Below are 17,648 nucleotides of genomic sequence, written 5' to 3' on the forward strand. Positions count from 1 at the left end.
GGCGGGGGGTGCGGTCCGTGACGGCGACCGGGCCGGGGCCGCCGACAGGGGCCGGTCACCGGGGAGGTGATGACGGGGGGTTGATGACGGCGGGGTGGTGTGCCGACCGGGGGTGTTCACGGGCGTGCGGCCGACCGCAGGACGCGGGACCCGGGCGTGCCGGCCGCCCACGGGGCGTGGGACCCGGGGGTACGACACCTGTCGGCCGCCACCGCGGGCTGTTGCCCGCGCGGCGGTTCCGGCAGGAGCGGGCGAGACCGCCCCGCCACGGGCACGGGACACCCGGCCGGGGGTTCCGGCCGGGCGTCCCGTGCGGGCGGCCGCCCGGTTCGGCGGCCCGGGCGGGGGGGTGTCAGGTGGTGGGGCCGGTGAGGACCTCGCCGACGAGCTGGCGTGCCTCGTCCTGGACCCGGGCGAGGTGCTCCGGGCCGTGGAAGGACTCGGCGTAGATCTTGTACACGTCCTCGGTGCCGGAGGGGCGGGCCGCGAACCAGGCGTTCTCGGTGCAGACCTTGATGCCGCCGATGGCCGCGCCGTTGCCCGGGGCGTGCGACAGGACGGCGGTGACCGGCTCGCCGGCCAGTTCACCGGCGCGTACCCGCTCCGGCGACAGCCGGGCCAGCAGCGCCTTCTGCCCGCGGTCGGCGGGGGCGTCCACCCGGGCGTAGGCGGGGGTACCGAAACGGGCGGTCAGGTCCTGGTAGTACTGGCTGGGGGTGCGGCCGGTGACCGCGGTGATCTCCGAAGCCAGCAGCGCGAGCAGGATGCCGTCCTTGTCGGTGGTCCACACCCCGCCGTCGCGGCGCAGGAACGACGCCCCGGCCGACTCCTCGCCACCGAAGGCGATCGAGCCCTCCAGCAGCCCGTCGACGAACCACTTGAAGCCCACCGGCACCTCCACCAGCTCGCGCTTCAGGTCGGCGGCGACCCGGTCGAGCATCGAGGAGGACACCAGCGTCTTGCCGACCGCCGCGTCCAAGGGCCACTCGCCGCGGTGACGGTAGAGGTAGTCGACGGCCACCGCCAGGTAGTGGTTGGGGTTCATCAGGCCCCCGTCCGGGGTGACGATGCCGTGCCGGTCGGCGTCCGCGTCGTTGCCCGTGGCGATCGCGTACTCGTCACGGCGCCCGATCAGCGAGGCCATCGCGAAGGGCGAGGAGCAGTCCATCCGGATCCTGCCGTCCCAGTCCAGCGTCATGAACCGCCAGGTGGGATCCGTCAGGGGGTTGACCACCGTCAGGTCCAGGCGGTGCGTCTCGGCGATCCGCCCCCAGTACGCCACCGACGCCCCGCCCAGCGGGTCCGCACCGATCCGCAGGCCCGCCGCCCGCACCGCGTCCAGATCCAGCACCGACACCAGATCCTCGGTGTACGCGGTGAGGTAGTCGTAGCGGCCGGTGGTCGCCGCCGCCAGCGCGCGGGCGTACGGCACCCGCTTGACCCCGCGCAGACCCTCACGGATCAGGGCGTTGGCACGGTCCTGGATCCACCCGGTGGCCTCCGAGCCCGCCGGGCCGCCACTGGGCGGGTTGTACTTGAACCCGCCGTCACGCGGCGGGTTGTGCGAAGGCGTCACCACGATACCGTCCGCCAGCGCCTGCGGATGACGGCGGTTGTGGGCAAGGACCGCGTGCGAGAGAGCCGGAGTCGGGGTGTAACCGTCCGCGCTGTCCAGCAGCACACTCACACCGTTGGCCGCCAGGACCTCCACCGCGGTCACCCTCGCCGGCTCGGACAGCGCGTGGGTGTCCGCACCGAGGAACAACGGACCACTGACCCCCTGCTCCGCCCGGTACTCACAGATCGCCTGCGTGGTCGCGGCGATATGGTCCTCGTTGAACGCCGCGTCCAGCGACGACCCGCGGTGCCCCGAGGTACCGAACGCCACCCGCTGCCCCGGCTCCTGCGGATCCGGATGCAACGCGTAGTACGCCGTCACCAGCCGCGCGACATCCACCAGATCACCCGGCTGCGCCGGCTGTCCGGCCCGTGCGTGTGCCATACGTCTTCTCCCGCCAGTTTCCCTGCCCGCACGCGTGGCCCCCACGGCCCCGCGCATCCTTCCCCCGCGCTCACCGATCGTAACCAGCACACGACCCCACCCAACGCACGGGGCACCACAGCACACCAGGCCCGGACCCGGACAGAGTCCGGACGGGGCCCGGGCAGGGGCCCGGGCAGAGTCCGGGCGGGTGTCAGGCGGGCGGCTGCTGGCGGTGGGCGTCCAGGGCGGGGGCGGTGGTGGTGGCGAGGAACTCCGTGACCCGGTACGAGGCCAGGCCCTCACGGGCGAACGGGTCGGTACGGGTGAGCTCCTCGACCGCCGCCCGGTCCCCGCCGACCGCGATGATGACACCGCCGTCACGGGGCACCTTACGGCCGGAAGCGAGGAACGTGCCCGCCTCGTAGTGCTCGCGCAACCAGTCGACGTGCCGCGCGAGCGCGGCGTCGACGCGATCCAGGGAAGCGGTACAGGTCAGCTCCAGAACGAACATGACACCAAGGCTAGCCCCCGTCGTCCGCCCGGAGGGCGGGCGTGACGACGCTGGGATGCGTGCATCGCAAGGGCGGAGGAGGGACGCGATGCGGTGGGGGCACCTCCCGGCCGAAAGCTGGGGGCGTCGGCGCGCAGGCGGGAGGTTTGACGACAGGCCCCCGCCCGCGACGCCCCGTCAGCCGGTGCCGCACCGGGCCCGCGCCGGGTCCGTGGGCCCGGCCGGGCGCTGTGCCGGGCGTTAGGCCGGGTGCCGTGCCGGGGGTTCGCACAGGGCGGTGTCCACGACGGCGACGAAGGCGGCGACGCTCTCCTCGGTGGTCGGGGTCTCGTTGACGGCGACCGTCAGGTGGCGGCCGCCGGGCGCCATCGCGGTGATGGCGTGGTGCCCGGCCCGGGTCGACCCGGTGTGACCGCTCCACTGCCCGCCGCAGGACAGCGGGGAGGTGATCAGCCCGAGTCCGTAACGGCCGCCCGGGCCCAGCCGGCCGGGATCGCCGGGCACCGTGTCCCGCATCCGGGCGAGCTGCCGCGGGGACAGCAGCCGCCCGCCGAGCAGGGCGTCGAGGAAACGGTTGACGTCGGAGGGCGTGGAGACGAGCGCGCCGCCCGCGCCGCCCGCGGAGGTGTTCCAGCGGGTACCGTCCACCCGCACCGCCGCACCGTCCCGCTCGACGGTGAAGTAGCTGTGGGAATGCCGCCCGCGGATGACCTCGGAGCCACCGGGCCAGTAGGTGTCACGCAGCCCCAGCGGCCGGATGATCCGCCGCTCCGTCTCGCTCTCGTAACTGCGGCCGGTGACCCGCTCGATCAGCAGACCCGCCAGGACATAGTTGGTGGTCGAGTAGTGCCAGGTGGTGGCGGGAGGGGGAAGCCGCAGCGCCGCCTCGACGAGTTCCCTGGGCGTGAAGTCGTGGTGGCGCAGCCAGTCGGTGTCGGCGGTGGCGAACGCGTCGGCGTGGTCGGGCAGGCCGCTGGTGTGCTGGAGGAGCTGGCGCACCGTGATGGTGCGGCCGTCGTAGCCGTTGCCGCGGACCAGTCCGGGCAGGTAGTCGTCGACGGTGGCGTCGAGGGAGAGCCGGCCCTCGTCGACGAGCTGGAGGACCACGGTCGCGGTGAACGTCTTCGTGATGCTGCCGATCCGCAGACGGTCCCCGGCACTCGCCGGGCGCCCGGTGTCCAGGTCGGCCCGGCCGGAGGCCAGGCTCCAGCGTCCGCAGACGGGATCGGCCACCTCCACGACCGCTCCGGCCAGCCGGTACTCGCCGGTGAGCCGCTCCAGTGCATGCGCCACGGCACGGTGGTCGCCGCAACCGGGTCCGTTCGCGTCCGGTAAGGGCCCGGCGGCGGCCGGGGCGGCGCCCGTCACAAGACAGACGAGGGAGACAAGAGAGATGGCCAGTACGGGTGTCCTCATGGACGCCCACGCTAGACCCGGACACGACCACACCACACGGCAGCGAACACCCGGATCCACACGGCAGAACGCTGCCGCACCACACAACACCGGACACCCGCCTCCGCACCACAGGACACAGCGCACGCCGGTTCCGCCTTGCCCGGCAGTGGCGGGCAGGCGCGGACTCATCGTCACCCACTCCCCCGACCCCGTACCCGCACCCGCACCCGCCCGCCGGAAGCCGGCACGTGTGCCCTGCCGCCCGGCCCCGGAAGAGACGCGAAGGAACGAGGAGGAACATGACGGTGGACCAGGACCTGACGTGGCAGGCACAGACGCTGCTGCCCACGTGCGACCGGCGGGTGCCGCGCAGGCGGGCGCGGATGCACGGTGGGTGTACCGGCTGCTGACGGAGGTCAGTCCGCGGGTGTACGGGTCGAAGCTGGCGTACGTGCTGATGGGGGCCTGCGAGTGGCCCGAGGTACGGAAGCTGCCGCGGGCCCGGTGGGCGCTGCTGGAGGAGGCCGGGCGGGTGGCGCGGGCGCTTCACGAGGCCCCCGTACCGGGCGAAGGTGCTCGCCCGGGCGCTGGAGGCACTGGCGCGGCTGGAGTGGTCGGAGCGGCTTCAGCGACGCGGGGATTGCGCGGGTAGGTGCCTGCTGCGGTACAACAATCCCTCTTTGACGATTGATCGGAGGATCCTGATATGAGCAGGTCGGATCTGCCGCGCCGCGGTCTCCTCGCCGGAGCGGCGGCCGCGGTGATCGGCTGGAACACCGCCGGGCGCACATGGGCCCTCGCCCCCGGCACCCCCGGTGCCCCCGGTGGCGGGGAGTCCGGCGCGGGCGTGCCGCCGGGAGTCGCGGCACTGCCGCGCCTGGACGGGACGATGGTCACCGGAGGCACTGAACTCGCCCGGTTCGCCGGCGACTTCGGACACCTCGTGAACGCCGCGCCACGCGCCGTACTGCGCCCCGGATCGGTACGCGACATCGTGGAGGTGGTCGGCTTCGCCCGCCGCCACCGGATCCCCGTCGCCATGAACGGACAGAGCGGGAACCCGGACACCGGCACCGGCGCGGCGCAGTTGGAGTCGCACTCCAGCTACGGGCAGGCCGGTGCGCCCGGCGGTGTCGCGATCGACGCCCGGGGTCTGGACCGGATCGTCTCCCTCGCCCCGGGGCGGGCCGTGGTGGAGGCCGGTGTGACGTGGGCGCGGCTGACGGACGCGGCGCTGGCGAAGGGGTGGATGCCCCCGTGCCTGACGGACTATCTGCACCTGTCGGTGGGCGGGACGCTGAGTGTCGGCGGGATCGGCGGTGGTGTGCAGCGGTTCGGACTGCAGGCGGACACGGTCGAGTCGGTCGACGTGGTGACCGGGCAGGGACAGCTGGTGACGGCCAGCGCGACACGCAACCGGGAACTGTTCGACGCGGTACTGGCCGGCGGCGGTCAGGTCGGGATCATCGTACGGGCGACGGTGCGGCTGGTACCGGCACGGGAACGGGCACTGGTGTTCAACCTGTTCTACGACGACCTGGGCACGTATCTGGCGGACCAGGAACGGCTGATGGCCGAGGAACGGTTCGACCTGCAGGTCGGCGAGGTGGTACGGGACACGGCCGGTACCCGGTGGCGGTACAAGGTGGAAGCGGTGGCACACTACGACGGCACGACGCTACCGGACCGGGATGCGCTGCTGCGGGGACTGCGGTGCGCGGCGGGTGAGACGACGGTGACGGACCAGGGGGTACGCGAGTACGCGTTCCGGGTCGACGCTTTCGCGGGATACCTGAAGGCGGCCGGGTACTGGGGGCTGCCGAAGCCGTGGCTGAGCCTGTTCCTGCCGGCCTCGCGTGCGGAAACGTTCATGCGGGAGGCGGCGGAGGTGTTGACGCCGGAGGATCTGGGAGCGGGGATCCTGTTGTTCTACCCGTACACGGCGAAACGGTTCACCCGCCCACTGGCGGTGATACCCGACGAACCGGTGGGCTGGCACTTCGACCTGCTGGCGTTCCCCGGCCCCGACACGGATACCGCAGCTATGCTCACCCGCAACCGACGGCTGTACGAACGAGCGGTAGCACTGGGCGGCAAACGCTACCTGATCGGAGCGATCCCGGGGATGACGGGCGCGGACTGGGGCCGACACTACGGGGCGCGGTGGTCGTCGGTGGTGGCGGCGAAGCGGCGTTTCGACCCGGCGGGGATCCTCACCCCGGGGCAGGGCATCCACGCCTGACGGGCGCGCCCTGTGTCCGCCCCGGCCGCCGGGCCAGGGCGGACACAGGGGGGTCGGACCAGGCGGTGCGTGCCCGCCGTGAGGTGGTCCCCGGGATGCGGACGTCGGGGTTGTGCCGCGAGTGGGAGCTCGGGCGTCGCGTGGTGCTGCCGTCCGAGTCGAAGATGCTCGTCCTCGGCGGGCACCCGGCAGACGGGATCGGCCCCGAAGCCGTCACGAAGGTGGTCGATCACCTGCTCGGCCTCGTCCGGGGACGGCCGATCTCCTGGGCAAAAAACACGCTGGCGGCCTTCAGGATCTCCTTGGCCCGCCTCAACTCGGCGGCTTCCCTGCGGAGTTCCTTCAGCTCGTCGCGCTCGACGGTGGTGAGGCGGTCGTCCCGCTCTCCGGCGTCGGCCTCGGCCTGCCGGACCCGGGACCGCAGGGCCTCCTGGTGGATGCCGAGGTCGCGGGCCACATGGGCGACTCGCGTACGGCGCGCTCGCGGAGTTCATCGGGGTACTTGCGTGGTGCTGGCATTGCTCGTGGTTCTCCTTACGCCTGGATCGCAACAAACCCAGACATCAGGGACTCCACGAAGGCCGGAGCAGCTCACATCCTGCGCCGGGAGAGCGCCCAGGGCCCCGACGTCCTGCTCTCCTGCCGTGCCGGACAGGACCCCACGGGGGCATTCGCCGGTCCTGGGCCGCATCAGGTCCTGGATGGCGTCGAGGACTCGGTAGCACAGTGGCCCGGCCGCGGTCAGGCTCCGGAGGACTCGCGTACCGTCAGGGTCGGGAGGAGGTCCAGGTGGTGGACCGGCAGGGCGGGTCCGGTGGCGGCCAGGCGTCGGAGCAGGAGGTCGACCGCGGCGGCGCCGACGGCGCGTTTGGGCGGGGCCACGGCGGTCAGTGGCGGGGCGCCGAGGGCGGCGAACACGTCGTCGTAGGTGACCAGGGCGAGATCCTCGGGGACTCGCACGCCCCTGGCCCGCAGCAGGGGAAGCAGTTGCAGGGCGTCCTGGTCGTTGTGCACGAGCGCGGCGCCGACGCCGTCGGCGACCGCCGCGGCGAGCCGATGGGCGACGCCGTCGACGCCGTCGGCCAGGGTGCGGACGTCGATGACGGGTTCGGCGGGCAGGTCGAGCGTGCGGCAGGCCTCGGCGTAGCCCAGGCGGACCTGGTGGGCCGTCCAGGTGTCGGTGCGGGCCGCCAGGGCCACCCGGCGGTGGCCGAGGGCGGCGAGGTGGCGCAGGGCGAGCAGGACGCCGTGCCGGTGGTCGGAGCCGACCGCGTCGAGGGCGTCGGCGGGGCTGCCAGAGACCGGCCGGCGTTCCAGCAGGGCGGCGGGGACGGGGAGTTCGGCCACCCAGGCGTGGTCCTCGGGGCGGTCGGCGGCGGTCCAGTTCGGGGCGAGCAGCAGGCCCTGGACGCCGGAGGCGAGGAGCTGGTCGACCTGGACGCGGTCGGCGCTGGCCTCGTACGAGGAGATGCCGAGGACCAGGTGGACGCCGGCCTCGGCGGCGGCGGTGCGCGCGCCGGTGATCACCTCGTCGAAGTACTGCACCACGGCGGGGACGAGCAGCCCCAGGGTGGGGGCCTCGGCGGGGCGGGCCGGCGCGGGGGCGGCCGCGGCCGCAGGGCCGCCGAACGAGACGGAGCCGTGGGTGCGGCGGAGCAGGCCGGCGTCGGCGAGGGCCGCGACGTCCCGGCGGACGGTGACGGCGGGCAGGCCCAGCCGCTCGGCGAGGTCCACCACCCGGACGGTGCCCAGGCCGCGCACCGTGTCGAGGATGCGGGCGCGGCGATCGTCCGCCGGGATCGGCATGGCACTCCCTGTCGGTGGGCCGGTCTGTCGAAGTGGACAGGAACCTACCACTCGGTCAGCGGACGGACGGCCGGTGCCCGCCCCGCGGGGCGGGCCGGCGCGCACCCGCGGGGCGGGAGGGGTCAGGAGCCGTACCGCTCCTCGGGGACGACCGGGCCGAGGTCGGGGCCCTCGACGAGTTCGACGTGGTCGCCCGGGCGGTGGAGTTCGAGGATCAGCAGGTCGTTGGCGCCGGCCCGCCAGAGCGGCGCCGGGGCGTAGAGGGTGCGCTGCGGGCCGCGGTCCCAGTAGCGGCCGAGCGCGAAGCCGTTCAGCCAGACCATGCCCTTGGTGAATCCGGGCAGGGCGAGGAAGCCGTCGGCGGGGGTGTCGACGGTCAGTTCGGCGCGGTGGAAGGCGGGCCCGTCGACGGTGGAGGGCGCGCCGAGGGCGAGGGCCGTCGGGTCGTCGAGGGGCAGCGGGCGCACCTCCCAGCCGAACTGGTACTGCCGGTCGACCCGGACACCGCCGGTGATGCCCTTGGGATCGTGCAGCAGCGGGCCGTAGTTGATCCGGCCCAGGTTCTCGACGAGCAGGTCGAGCACGGCGCCGCCCTCGGGCACCCGCAGCGGCAGGGCCTGCTCCGGGTGGTTGCGGTCGAGGACGCCGAGCGGCTCGCCGTCGAGGAAGACCTGGGCGCGGTCGGCGAGGCCGTCCACGCGCAGGTCGCCGTGGGCGAGCGGGCCGCGCAGGCGGGTGCGGTAGTGGATGAGGCCGAGGTTCTGGCCGAGTTCCTCCATCGGGCGGGGCTCGCGGAGGCGGTGCGCGGTGGAGAGTTCACCGAGGGCGCCGAGCAGCGGGCGGCTCGCGGTGACGGGGGCGGTGCGGGGGGCGAGGCGGGCGGGCAGCGGCGGCAGCGGATGGGGGTTGGGGCCGAGGTGGCGTTCGATCACCTCGCGGAAGCGGTGGAACTTCTCGGTGAGTTCGCCGGCCTCGCCGACCGGGGCGTCGTAGTCGTAGCTGGTGACGTCCGGCTGGTAGGTGGTGCCGTCGTGGTTGGCTCCGTTCCACCAGCCGAAGTTGGTGCCGCCGTGGCCCATGTACATGTTGACCGAGGCGCCGGCGGCGAGCTGGGCGTCGAGCACCGCGGCGGCGTCCTCGGCGTCGCGCACGTGGTGGGGCGTGCCCCAGTGGTCGAACCAGCCGCACCAGTACTCCATGGTGACCAGCGGGCCGACCGGCTGGTGACGGCGCAGGCAGGCGAGGGACTCCTCGGGGCGGGAGCCGAAGGTGCCGGTGGTGAGGAGTCCGGGCACCCGGCCGCCGAGCTGGAAGCCGTCCTCGGCGCCGTCGGCGGTGAACAGCAGGACGTCCACGCCGCGGGCGACCAGGGTGTCCCTCAGGTGTTCGAGGTAGGCGGTGTCGTTGCCGTAGCTGCCGTACTCGTTCTCCACGGCGACGGCGACCACCGGGCCGCCGCGGGAGGAGAGCAGCGGGAGCAGCACGGGCACCAGGTGGTCGAACCAGGCGTCCACGGCGGCGAGGAAGGGCGGATCCAGGCGGCGCAGCCGCATCGCGGGGTCGGCGAGCAGCCAGCCGGGCAGGCCGCCGAACTCCCATTCGGCGCAGATGTACGGGCCCGGGCGGACGATGACGTCGAGGCCGAGGTCGCCGGCGGCGCGGACGAAGGCGGCGAGGTCGCGGTCGCCGGTGAAGTCGGCACGGTCGGGCGTGGGCTGGTGGAAGTTCCAGGCGACGTAGGTCTCGACGGTGTTGACGCCCATGGCGCGCAGCCGGGTGAGGCGGTCGGTCCACTGTTCGGGGCGGATGCGGAAGTAGTGGACGGCGGCGGAGACGATCCGGTGCGGACGTCCGTCGCGCAGGAAGGTATCGCCGTCGGTGGTGAGGGCGGGGTGGGGGGCCTGGTCGGCCATCGGGTCCTCCGCGGGAGGGGAGCGGGAGTGAGGGGGGTGACGAGAAGGCGGGAGTGAAGGGCGTGGGACCTCGGGTGGGTCCGGGCGCACGGCCGCGCGGGTGGCTGCGGGCGCGGCGGCCACCGGGGACACCCTAGGAGCTCGGTGATCGCACGGTCAATCGATCGGCAATCACCGGCATTATTGATCAATTTTCGATCGAACGATACTCTTCGATCGGAATATCATCGGCGGACCGCTTCCGGACGACGCTTCGGCGGGCACGAGAGAGGGAGGCCAGGATGGCCGTTTCGGGGGAAGAGCGCCGCAGGCTGATCGTGTCGGCCGTCGGCGAGCTCGGCGGGCGGGTCCGCCTCACGGAGCTGGCCGACCGGCTGGACATCCCGGCCGTGACGGTCCGCCGCGACGTCGCCGCGCTCGCCGACGCCGGCCGGCTCTCCCGCTCGCACGGCTTCGTCTCCCTGGAACGTCCGGACGCCGCCGGACCGCCGATCGCCCCCGGCCCCGGAGAGGGCCGCGCCCTCGGCCTGCTGGTGCCCTCGGTCGGCTCCTACTTCGACGAGGTGATCGCCGGGGCCCGGGCCGCCGCCGCGACCGCCGGGGCCCGGCTGGTCCTGGGCATCGCCCCGTACGGGGCGGGCGGTGACCGGCTGCAGGCCGAGCGCCTGCTGGAGTCCGGCGCCGAGGGCCTCCTGCTGGCCCCGGGGCTGGTCCCCGGCCGGGCGGTCGAGGACTACGCCTGGCTGGACACCCTGCCGGTGCCCGCCGTGCTGGTGGAACGCCGCTCCCCCACCCCGGACGGCCCCGGGTCCGGACTGGACACCGTGGCCTCCGACCACCGCCACGGGGTGCTGAGCGCCCTGCGCCACCTGGCCGGGCTCGGCCACCGGAGCGTGCTGCTGGCCGCCCGGGGCGACTCCTGGACGGCCGCCGAGGTGCGGGCCGGGTACCAGGAGGGCACCCGGCTGCTCGGGCTGCCCGCCCTGCCGGCGCTGGACACGCTCGGGCCCGGCAACGTGCCGGCCGACCCCGAGCTGCTGGTGGCGCGGATCGCCGAGGCCGTGCGGTCCGGGACCCGGGCGGCGCTCGTCCACAACGACCAGGACGCGCTGCGGCTGGCGCCGCTGCTGCGCGCGGCCGGTCTCGCGGTGCCCGCGGACGTGGCGCTGGTCGCCTACGACGACGTCTTCGCCGCGCTCGCCGCACCCCCGCTGACCGCCGTCGCCCCGCCCAAGCGCGCGGTGGGCGGGGCCGCGGTCGACCTGCTGCTGCGCCGTCTGGCGTCCGGCGCCGACCTGCCGGTGCACCGCACCGCGCTGCTCCCGGTCCTGCACGTGCGCGCCTCCTGCGGGGCCGATCGGGCGGCACCACGCGCAAACGCCGCGCCCCTGGTGTGAGGGGCCCGGCGGGCGGGTACCGGGACGCTTCGTGCACGGCACACCCGCACCGGGTGCGGCTGGCCGGGACGACCGACCCGGCCGGCCCCGCCGCCCCGGCTAGCCCGGAAGCAGCGCGGACAGGTGCCGCGCCCCGGGGCCCAGCTGCGGCGCGAGGGGCGCGGCGCGCGGGTGCCAGGGGGCCTCGTACTCCCAGGCCGCCCAGGCACCGGGCGGCAGCAGGTGCAGGCAGTCGGCGATCGGCAGCACGCCCGCGCCGAGCGGCAGCGGGGTGAGGTCGTCCGCCGAGGCGACGTCCTTGACCTGCACGTACCCCAGGTGGGGGCCGAGCGCCCGGTAGGTCTGCGCCGGGGTCTCGCCGGCCAGCCAGGTGTGCAGCAGGTCCCAGAGCGCGCCGACCGCGGGGTGACCCACCCGGCGCAGCAGCGGTGCCAGCGCGTCGCCGGCGCGGTGCGAGTCGTGGGTCTCGACGAGGATCCGCACGCCGAGGGCCGCCGCCTGCGGGGCCGCCCCGCGCAGCCTGCGGACCGCGCGTTCGTCGGCCTCGGCCGCCGGGCCGGGGCCGCCGTGCGGGAAGACCCGCAGGCGGCGGCAGCCGAGGTCGGCGGCCAGCCGCAGGTGGGCGGTCAGCCCGGCGAGCACCGGCGCGTCCGGCCCGGGGGCGGCGACACCGACGTAGGAGGCGAGGGTCAGCGGGACGACCCCGGCGGCGGACAGCAGCCGGGCCGCGCGCCGGCGTTCGTCCGCGTCCAGCCCGAGGCGGACCGGCTGGCCGTCGGCGCAGCGCAGTTCGAGGCCGTGCCAGCCGTGCTCGGCGGCGAGGGCGGCGGCCCGGTCCAGCGGGAGCCCGGGCAGGCCGAGGGTGGCGAGGGCGAGGGGCACGGCGGTTCAGTCCCGCTCGGCGGGGAGGACGGTGACCGCGCCGGGTGCCAGCCGGATCCACAGGCCCGGGGCGCCGGCGGGGCGGACGATCAACACGACGGCCGCCGGGTCCCGCTCGTCCGGCCGGACCTCCAGGGTGAGGGCGTCGGCGAGGGCGGGCGGCTGTTCGGCGACGGTGAGCCTGGCGGCGCAGGCGAACAGGGCGGGGCCGTCGGTGGGCAGTTCCCCGGTGAGCCGGGGCAGCGCCGCCTCCGGGCCGAACGCGGTGCCGCCGGGGACCCGTTCGCTGTCTGCGGCGGTGAAGCCGGACAGGGCGTGCAGCTCGGAGACGAGCCGACCGTCGGCCCGGACGCCCGCGCCGGCGTGTTGCCCGGTGCGGACGCCCGTGACGGCGTGCTGCTCGGTGCGCCGGCCCGCGACGGCCCAGCCGGTCTGGGTGACCGGGGTGCCATCCGGCCCGCCGGTGACCAGGTGGGCCCGGACCTCCTCGGCGCCACGGGCGAGGGTGAGCGAGGTGACGGTGACACCGGGCAGTTCACGGCCGCCGACGCGCGGGTGCCAGCGGGAGGCGGCCCAGCCGGGCCCGGTGCCCAGGGGGTGGACGCGGCCGCGTTCGGTGGGTCCGGCGTCCGTCAGCAGGGCGAGGTGGTTGTCGGCGGGGCCCTCGAAGGCCGGCCCGGTGGCGGTGGAGTGGGCGAGCCGCGCGTAGTGCGGGTCGTCGGGCCCGACGGCGTCCGCGGGCTGGTCGTCGCTGCCGTGGTTGTGCAGCCGGACCAGGCCGTCGGCGGCGGTGGACTGCACCAGCCAGCCGGGCCCGGGCAGGGCGAGGACGGTGTCGCGTTCCTCGGCGGGTGCGGGCCCCTCGGGCGCGGTCCACACCGGGTGGCCAGGCGGGAGCAGCAGGCCGAGGAAGGCGCTGCCGGCCCAGTACGGGGAGGCGGGGCCGGAGTAGACCTGGACGAGCCGGAGGTCGGGTCCGTGCCAGCCGAGGGTGAGCAGGCCCCGGTCGTCGACGGCGCCGCGGTCGACGAAGTGGCGCAGGGCGCCGGAGGCGAGGCGGCGGGTCGTGCCGGGGGCGAGCGGGGTCTGGCCGGTGAGGGCCCCGGCCCACAGGGGGGCCGTGGCGGCGAAGCGGTAGGTGAGCGAGCGGCCCTGGTGGACGGGCGCGCCGTCGGCCCCGAAGGTGTGGGCGTAGCCGGCCAGGTGGGCGGCGAGGCGTTCGCCGTACTCGGCGCGCAGGGCCCGGTCGTCGGCGAGGTGGGCGTGCAGGACGGGGTAGAGGTGCAGGGCCCAGCCGTTGTAGTGGTCGAAGGCGCGGGGGCGGCCGTCGGTGTACCAGCCGTCGCCGAGGTACCAGCGGTCGATGTGCTCCAGCCCGCGGCGGACCGCGGCGCGGGCCTCGGGTTCGGCGATGCCGGCCTCGGCGAGGAAGCCGCCGACGGACAGCGGGAAGAGCCACCAGTTGTTGTCGTTGGGCGCGCGGTGCAGGGCGTCGGCGAGCCAGTGGCCGACCCGGTCGCGGACGGGTCCGGGCAGCCGGTCCCACAGCCAGGGGCGGGTGAGGCGCAGCGCGAAGGCGATGGAGGCGGCCTCGACCATGGCCTGGCCCCGGTCGGTGATCAGCGGCCAGGACTCTCGGTCGCCGTCGGCGAGGTCGCGCTCGCCGGTGGGGGTCCGGGTGCCGGCGTCGAGTCCGGCGGCGTAGTGCGCCAGCAGGCCGTGCGGATCGGCGCCGCCCGCGCCCGCCACCCGCAGGGCGGCGGGCAGGAAGGTGCGGGCGAAGCCCTCCAGGCCGTCGGAGCGGCGCCCGGAGCGGCTCGGGCGGGGGCCGGGCAGGTCGATCAGCGCTCCGGCGGGACTGGCGTACGGGCGGACCGCGGTCAGCAGGGCGTCGGCCACCGCCTCCCAGTGCTCCCTGGTCCAGCCGGTGTACGGGCTGAGGTCGCGGTCCTCCGGGGGCAGGCGCATGAGGTCCTCCGTGATCGGGTGGTGAGCCGGAATCTAGGCAGCACTTGATCATTCGTCAAGCCACGGCGATCAAATGAGCGGCTTGATCGGATTGTGATGTTGCCGCCCCAGGGGCCATCTGCCCCGACTTTTCGGGATTTCACGAGGTCACAGCGGCTCTGCCGACGACCGGACGGGTCGATCAGGTCAGATCATTTGATCCAAATCTCTTGACTCCGATCGCCGACCTGCTCAGGATGACAGCCAATCGCCCCCACCCTCTGCGGGTCCCCGGTCGGAGCCGACCGTCCCGGGGCCCGCGCACCCTCGCCGTAAGGAGCCCACCCATGCGCTCGACCCCCATCTCCCGGCGCAGAGCCCTCCGCGCCGCCGCTGCGGCCACCTCGGCCGCGCTCTGCGTCACCCTGCTCGCCGCCTGCGGCAGCAGCGGCGACGGGGCCGCCGCCGCGGACGACGGCAAGCCGGTCAGCCTGACCTTCTGGGGCTGGGCGAAGGGCACCAAGGACGTGGTCGCCGCGTTCAACGCGAGCCACCCGGACATCCAGGTCACCTTCGAGGAGATCCCGGCGGGCGCGGCCGGCGGCTACGCCAAGCTCTCCAACGCGGTCAAGGCCGGCAACGCCCCCGACGTCTTCAACGTCGAGTACCCGCAGCTGCCGGACTTCGTCAGCCAGGGTGCCGTCCAGGACATCAGCAAGCTCGTCGGCGACGACCTCAAGGCCAAGTACCTGCCGCAGGCCGTCGAGCTCACCTCGCTCGGCGGCCGGACCTGGGCCCTGCCGCTGGACGCCTCCCCCCAGGTCTTCTACTACCGCAAGGACCTCTTCGCCAAGGCCGGCATCACCGTCCCCAGGACCTGGGACGAGTTCCGCACCGCGGCGCAGCAGCTGAAGGCGGCCCAGCCCGACACCCGCATCGCCACCTTCTTCCCCGACGACCCGACCACCTTCGAGGCGATGGCCTGGCAGAACGGCGCCCACTGGTTCGCCGCCGCCGACGAGGCCTGGAAGGCCGACCTGACCGGGCCGGAGACCCGCAAGGTCTCCGAGTACTGGCAGAAGCTGGCCGACGAGGACCTCGTGCGCGTCATGCCGTCCTTCAGCCAGCAGTGGACCGCGTCCCTGCAGAAGGGCGAGACGGCCGGCTACCTCGGCGCCACCTGGGGCGGCGGCGTCCTCAAGGCCAACGTCGGCACCACCCCCGAGGTCAACGGCACCTGGGCGGCCGCGCCGATGCCCAGCTGGGACGGCAGCCCCGCCAGCGGCATGCTCGGCGGCACCACCTTCGCCGTGTCCAAGGACAGCAAGAAGGCCAAGGCGGCCGTCGAGTTCGCCACCTGGGCGACCACCACCGCGGACGGCTTCAAGGCCCGGATCTCCTCCGGCACCTCCTCCGCCTACCCGGCCGCCGCCGAGCTGGTGCCGGTCGCCAAGCAGGCCTTCAACACCGACTTCTACGGCGGCCAGGACCTCTACGCCCTCTACGCGGACGCCGCCAAGTCCGTCAAGCCGGGCTGGACCTGGGGACCGGCGATGGGCGTCACCAACGGCTCGCTGAAGGACTCCTTCGGCAAGGTCGCCGGCCGGACCGGCACCATCGACGAGTCGCTCACCACCGCGCAGCAGGCCACCCTCGCCGAGTTCAAGAACCGCGGACTGAAGGTCGCCCAGTGACCTCCGGCACCCATCCCGGCCGTACCGCCCGCGCTGCCGGCCGGCGGAGCGGGCGGTACGGGGCACCGGCCGTGCTGCTCGCCCCGTTCCTCCTGCTCTTCACCGCCTGCACGCTGATCCCGATCGGCTACGCGATCAGGCTCAGCCTGTTCACCGAACGCCGCTCCGGCCTCGGCTTCGGCGACGCCGAGACGGTCTTCACCGGGCTCGGCAACTACACCCGGGCCCTGAGCGACGAGGCGTTCCGCGGCGGGTTCCTGACCGCCGCGCAGTATTGCCTGCTCTACATCCCGCTGATGACCGGCCTGGCGCTCGTCCTGGCCCTGCTGCTGGACTCCACGCTGGCCCGCGCCCGGCGCTTCTTCCAGCTGACGCTGTTCATCCCGCACGCCGTGCCCGGCATCATCGCCGCCCTGCTGTGGATGTACCTGTACACCCCCGGCATCAGCCCCGTGCTCGACGCGCTGGAGGCCCTGGGCACCCAGCCCGATCCGCTCGGCCACCCGCTGCCCGCCGTGGTCAACATGGCGCTGTGGCAGTGGACCGGCTACAACCTGGTCATCTTCTACGCCGCGCTGCAGGCCATCGACCGCACGGTGCTGGAGGCCGCCGTCGTCGACGGCGCCGGACCGCTGCGCACCGCCCTGAGCATCAAGGTGCCGCTGATCCGGCCGTCGATCGCGATGGTCGGCCTGTTCACCGTCATCGGCTCGCTCCAGCTGTTCACCGAGCCGGTGATCCTCTACGGCACCTCGCCGGGCGTCACCTCCTCCTGGACCCCGAACATGTACGCCTACACGGCCGCCTTCGAGCGCCACGACTACGGGCTCGCCGCCTCCTCCTCGGTGCTGCTGGCCCTCGCCGCGGCGGGGCTCTCCTTCGCCGTCACCCGGCTCACCCGCGGCCGCTCCGGACCCCGGCGGGAGGCCGACGCATGACCACCACCGCCACCCGCCCCAACACCGCCCCGCCGGGCCGGCCGACCCGGGCGAACCGGCCGCGCCGCCCCTGGACGCTCTCCGGGACCGCCGTCAACGGCACCCTCGTCCTGGCCACCGTCTACACCCTGTGGCCGCTCGGCTGGCTGCTCACCGCCTCCGCCAAGAACACCGCCGACCTGCTCGGCGGGAACGCCCTGGGCGCCGACAACTTCCGGCTCGGGCAGAACCTGCACGACCTGGCCACCACCGGCGACGGCATCTACTTCCGCTGGTACCTGAACTCGCTGCTGTACGCCGGGATCGGCTCCCTGCTGTGCGCACTGGTGTGCGTCGCGGCCGGCTACGCCTTCCACGTCTACCGCTTCCCCGGCAAGGAGAAGCTGTTCGGCCTCGTGCTGCTGGGCGTGCTCGTGCCCACCACGGCACTCGCCCTGCCGATGTACCTGCTGGCCTCCGAGCTCGGCATCGTCAACACCTTCTGGGCGGTCTTCCTGCCCTCGCTGGTCAACCCCTTCGGCGTCTACCTGGCCCGGGTGTTCTGCGCCGGCTACGTACCGAACGAGGTCCTGGAGGCCGCCCGGATGGACGGCGCCGGGGAACTGCGCACCTTCTGGTCGATCGGGCTGCGGATGGTGATGCCCGGCTTCGTCACCGTGCTGTTGTTCCAGTTCACCGCCATCTGGAACAACTTCTTCCTGCCGCTGGTGATGCTCTCCGACAACCGGCTCTTCCCGGTCAGCCTCGGCCTGTTCAGCTGGAACGCCCAGACCAAGGCCTTCCCCGAGTACTACCCGCTGGTCATCACCGGCTCGCTGCTCGCCATCGTGCCGCTCGTGCTCGCGTTCGTGCTGCTCCAGCGGCACTGGAAGGCCGGACTGACCGCAGGGAGCGTCAAGTGAACCCGAACCCCGCCACCGCCGTGACCGGCACCGC

General features: G+C 74.2%; 12 protein-coding genes and 1 pseudogene. 5 read left to right on the plus strand and 8 right to left on the minus strand.

Annotation, left to right across the window (positions count from 1 at the left end; translation table 11 throughout):
* Positions 1 to 352: 352 nt before the first annotated feature.
* The 3 genes from pgm to ACIP82_RS09950 all read right to left on the minus strand — a co-directional run bounded on the left by pgm (position 353) and on the right by ACIP82_RS09950 (position 3,788).
* Positions 353 to 2,002: a phosphoglucomutase (alpha-D-glucose-1,6-bisphosphate-dependent) gene (pgm, locus tag ACIP82_RS09940; protein WP_363608191.1), complete on the minus strand. Its 1,650-nt coding sequence runs from the start codon at positions 2,000 to 2,002 to the stop codon at positions 353 to 355.
* Between the two features lie 193 nt (positions 2,003 to 2,195).
* Entirely contained in the window at positions 2,196 to 2,495 is a 300-nt protein-coding gene (locus ACIP82_RS09945) for a YciI family protein (protein WP_363608192.1), read from the minus strand.
* Between the two features lie 240 nt (positions 2,496 to 2,735).
* Complete coding sequence (locus ACIP82_RS09950) at positions 2,736 to 3,788, minus strand: serine hydrolase domain-containing protein (RefSeq protein ID WP_363608193.1); 1,053 nt, start codon at positions 3,786 to 3,788, stop codon at positions 2,736 to 2,738.
* A gap of 811 nt (positions 3,789 to 4,599) precedes the next feature.
* Here ACIP82_RS09950 and ACIP82_RS09955 point away from each other — a divergent pair.
* Complete coding sequence (locus tag ACIP82_RS09955) at positions 4,600 to 6,135, plus strand: FAD-binding protein (protein ID WP_400652617.1); 1,536 nt, start codon at positions 4,600 to 4,602, stop codon at positions 6,133 to 6,135.
* Positions 6,136 to 6,370: 235 nt separating this feature from the next.
* Here ACIP82_RS09955 and ACIP82_RS09960 read toward each other — a convergent pair.
* The 3 genes and pseudogenes from ACIP82_RS09960 to ACIP82_RS09970 form a co-directional block, all read right to left on the minus strand.
* Positions 6,371 to 6,654, minus strand: a pseudogene (locus ACIP82_RS09960) (transposase); the annotation flags it as partial.
* 222 nt (positions 6,655 to 6,876) lie between these two features.
* The gene (locus tag ACIP82_RS09965) at positions 6,877 to 7,941 is read right to left on the minus strand and encodes a substrate-binding domain-containing protein (protein ID WP_400652619.1); all 1,065 of its coding nucleotides are present in this window, start codon (positions 7,939 to 7,941) and stop codon (positions 6,877 to 6,879) included.
* A gap of 122 nt (positions 7,942 to 8,063) precedes the next feature.
* Positions 8,064 to 9,854, minus strand: coding sequence for a beta-galactosidase family protein (locus ACIP82_RS09970; protein ID WP_400652622.1), 1,791 nt, complete (start codon positions 9,852 to 9,854; stop codon positions 8,064 to 8,066).
* Between the two features lie 281 nt (positions 9,855 to 10,135).
* On the opposite strand from ACIP82_RS09970, the gene ACIP82_RS09975 reads away from it, so the two are divergent.
* A complete protein-coding gene (locus ACIP82_RS09975) occupies positions 10,136 to 11,251 on the plus strand; it encodes a substrate-binding domain-containing protein (protein ID WP_363608198.1) in 1,116 nt (371 codons plus the stop codon).
* Positions 11,252 to 11,350: 99 nt separating this feature from the next.
* Here the strand turns inward: ACIP82_RS09975 and ACIP82_RS09980 are convergent, their stop codons facing one another.
* Together ACIP82_RS09980 and ACIP82_RS09985 are read right to left on the minus strand one after the other, a co-directional pair.
* Positions 11,351 to 12,133: a sugar phosphate isomerase/epimerase family protein gene (locus ACIP82_RS09980; RefSeq protein WP_400652625.1), complete on the minus strand. Its 783-nt coding sequence runs from the start codon at positions 12,131 to 12,133 to the stop codon at positions 11,351 to 11,353.
* Between the two features lie 6 nt (positions 12,134 to 12,139).
* Positions 12,140 to 14,101: a DUF2264 domain-containing protein gene (locus ACIP82_RS09985; RefSeq protein ID WP_400652628.1), complete on the minus strand. Its 1,962-nt coding sequence runs from the start codon at positions 14,099 to 14,101 to the stop codon at positions 12,140 to 12,142.
* A 326-nt stretch (positions 14,102 to 14,427) separates the two neighbouring features.
* Between ACIP82_RS09985 and ACIP82_RS09990 the strand changes: the two genes are divergently transcribed.
* From ACIP82_RS09990 to ACIP82_RS10000, 3 genes are read left to right on the plus strand one after another with little or no spacing between them, the layout of a single operon-like run.
* Entirely contained in the window at positions 14,428 to 15,774 is a 1,347-nt protein-coding gene (locus ACIP82_RS09990) for an ABC transporter substrate-binding protein (RefSeq protein WP_400652631.1), read from the plus strand.
* Positions 15,771 to 16,712 carry a carbohydrate ABC transporter permease gene (locus tag ACIP82_RS09995; RefSeq protein ID WP_400652634.1) on the plus strand — a complete coding sequence of 314 codons (942 nt, stop codon included), beginning with the start codon at positions 15,771 to 15,773 and terminating at the stop codon, positions 16,710 to 16,712. The genes ACIP82_RS09990 and ACIP82_RS09995 overlap by 4 nt, the downstream gene beginning before the upstream one ends.
* Positions 16,709 to 17,614, plus strand: a complete 906-nt coding sequence (locus tag ACIP82_RS10000; RefSeq protein ID WP_400652637.1) for a carbohydrate ABC transporter permease — start codon at positions 16,709 to 16,711, stop codon at positions 17,612 to 17,614. Before ACIP82_RS09995 ends, ACIP82_RS10000 begins: the two co-directional genes overlap by 4 nt.
* Positions 17,615 to 17,648: the final 34 nt, after the last annotated feature.

Source organism: Kitasatospora sp. NPDC088548, from assembly GCF_044753005.1.
Lineage (GTDB): Bacteria > Actinomycetota > Actinomycetes > Streptomycetales > Streptomycetaceae > Kitasatospora.

Bases quoted from the DNA above. Each gene is read 5' to 3' on its own strand.
- ACIP82_RS09955 (WP_400652617.1), top strand. From the start codon at position 4,600: ATGAGCAGGTCGGATCTGCCGCGCCGCGGTCTCCTCGCCGGAGCGGCG.
- ACIP82_RS10000 (WP_400652637.1), top strand. From the start codon at position 16,709: ATGACCACCACCGCCACCCGCCCCAACACCGCCCCGCCGGGCCGGCCG.
- ACIP82_RS09975 (WP_363608198.1), top strand. From the start codon at position 10,136: ATGGCCGTTTCGGGGGAAGAGCGCCGCAGGCTGATCGTGTCGGCCGTC.
- ACIP82_RS09945 (WP_363608192.1), bottom strand. From the start codon at position 2,495: ATGTTCGTTCTGGAGCTGACCTGTACCGCTTCCCTGGATCGCGTCGAC.
- pgm (WP_363608191.1), bottom strand. From the start codon at position 2,002: ATGGCACACGCACGGGCCGGACAGCCGGCGCAGCCGGGTGATCTGGTG.
- ACIP82_RS09990 (WP_400652631.1), top strand. From the start codon at position 14,428: ATGCGCTCGACCCCCATCTCCCGGCGCAGAGCCCTCCGCGCCGCCGCT.
- ACIP82_RS09985 (WP_400652628.1), bottom strand. From the start codon at position 14,101: ATGCGCCTGCCCCCGGAGGACCGCGACCTCAGCCCGTACACCGGCTGG.
- ACIP82_RS09970 (WP_400652622.1), bottom strand. From the start codon at position 9,854: ATGGCCGACCAGGCCCCCCACCCCGCCCTCACCACCGACGGCGATACC.
- ACIP82_RS09965 (WP_400652619.1), bottom strand. From the start codon at position 7,941: ATGCCGATCCCGGCGGACGATCGCCGCGCCCGCATCCTCGACACGGTG.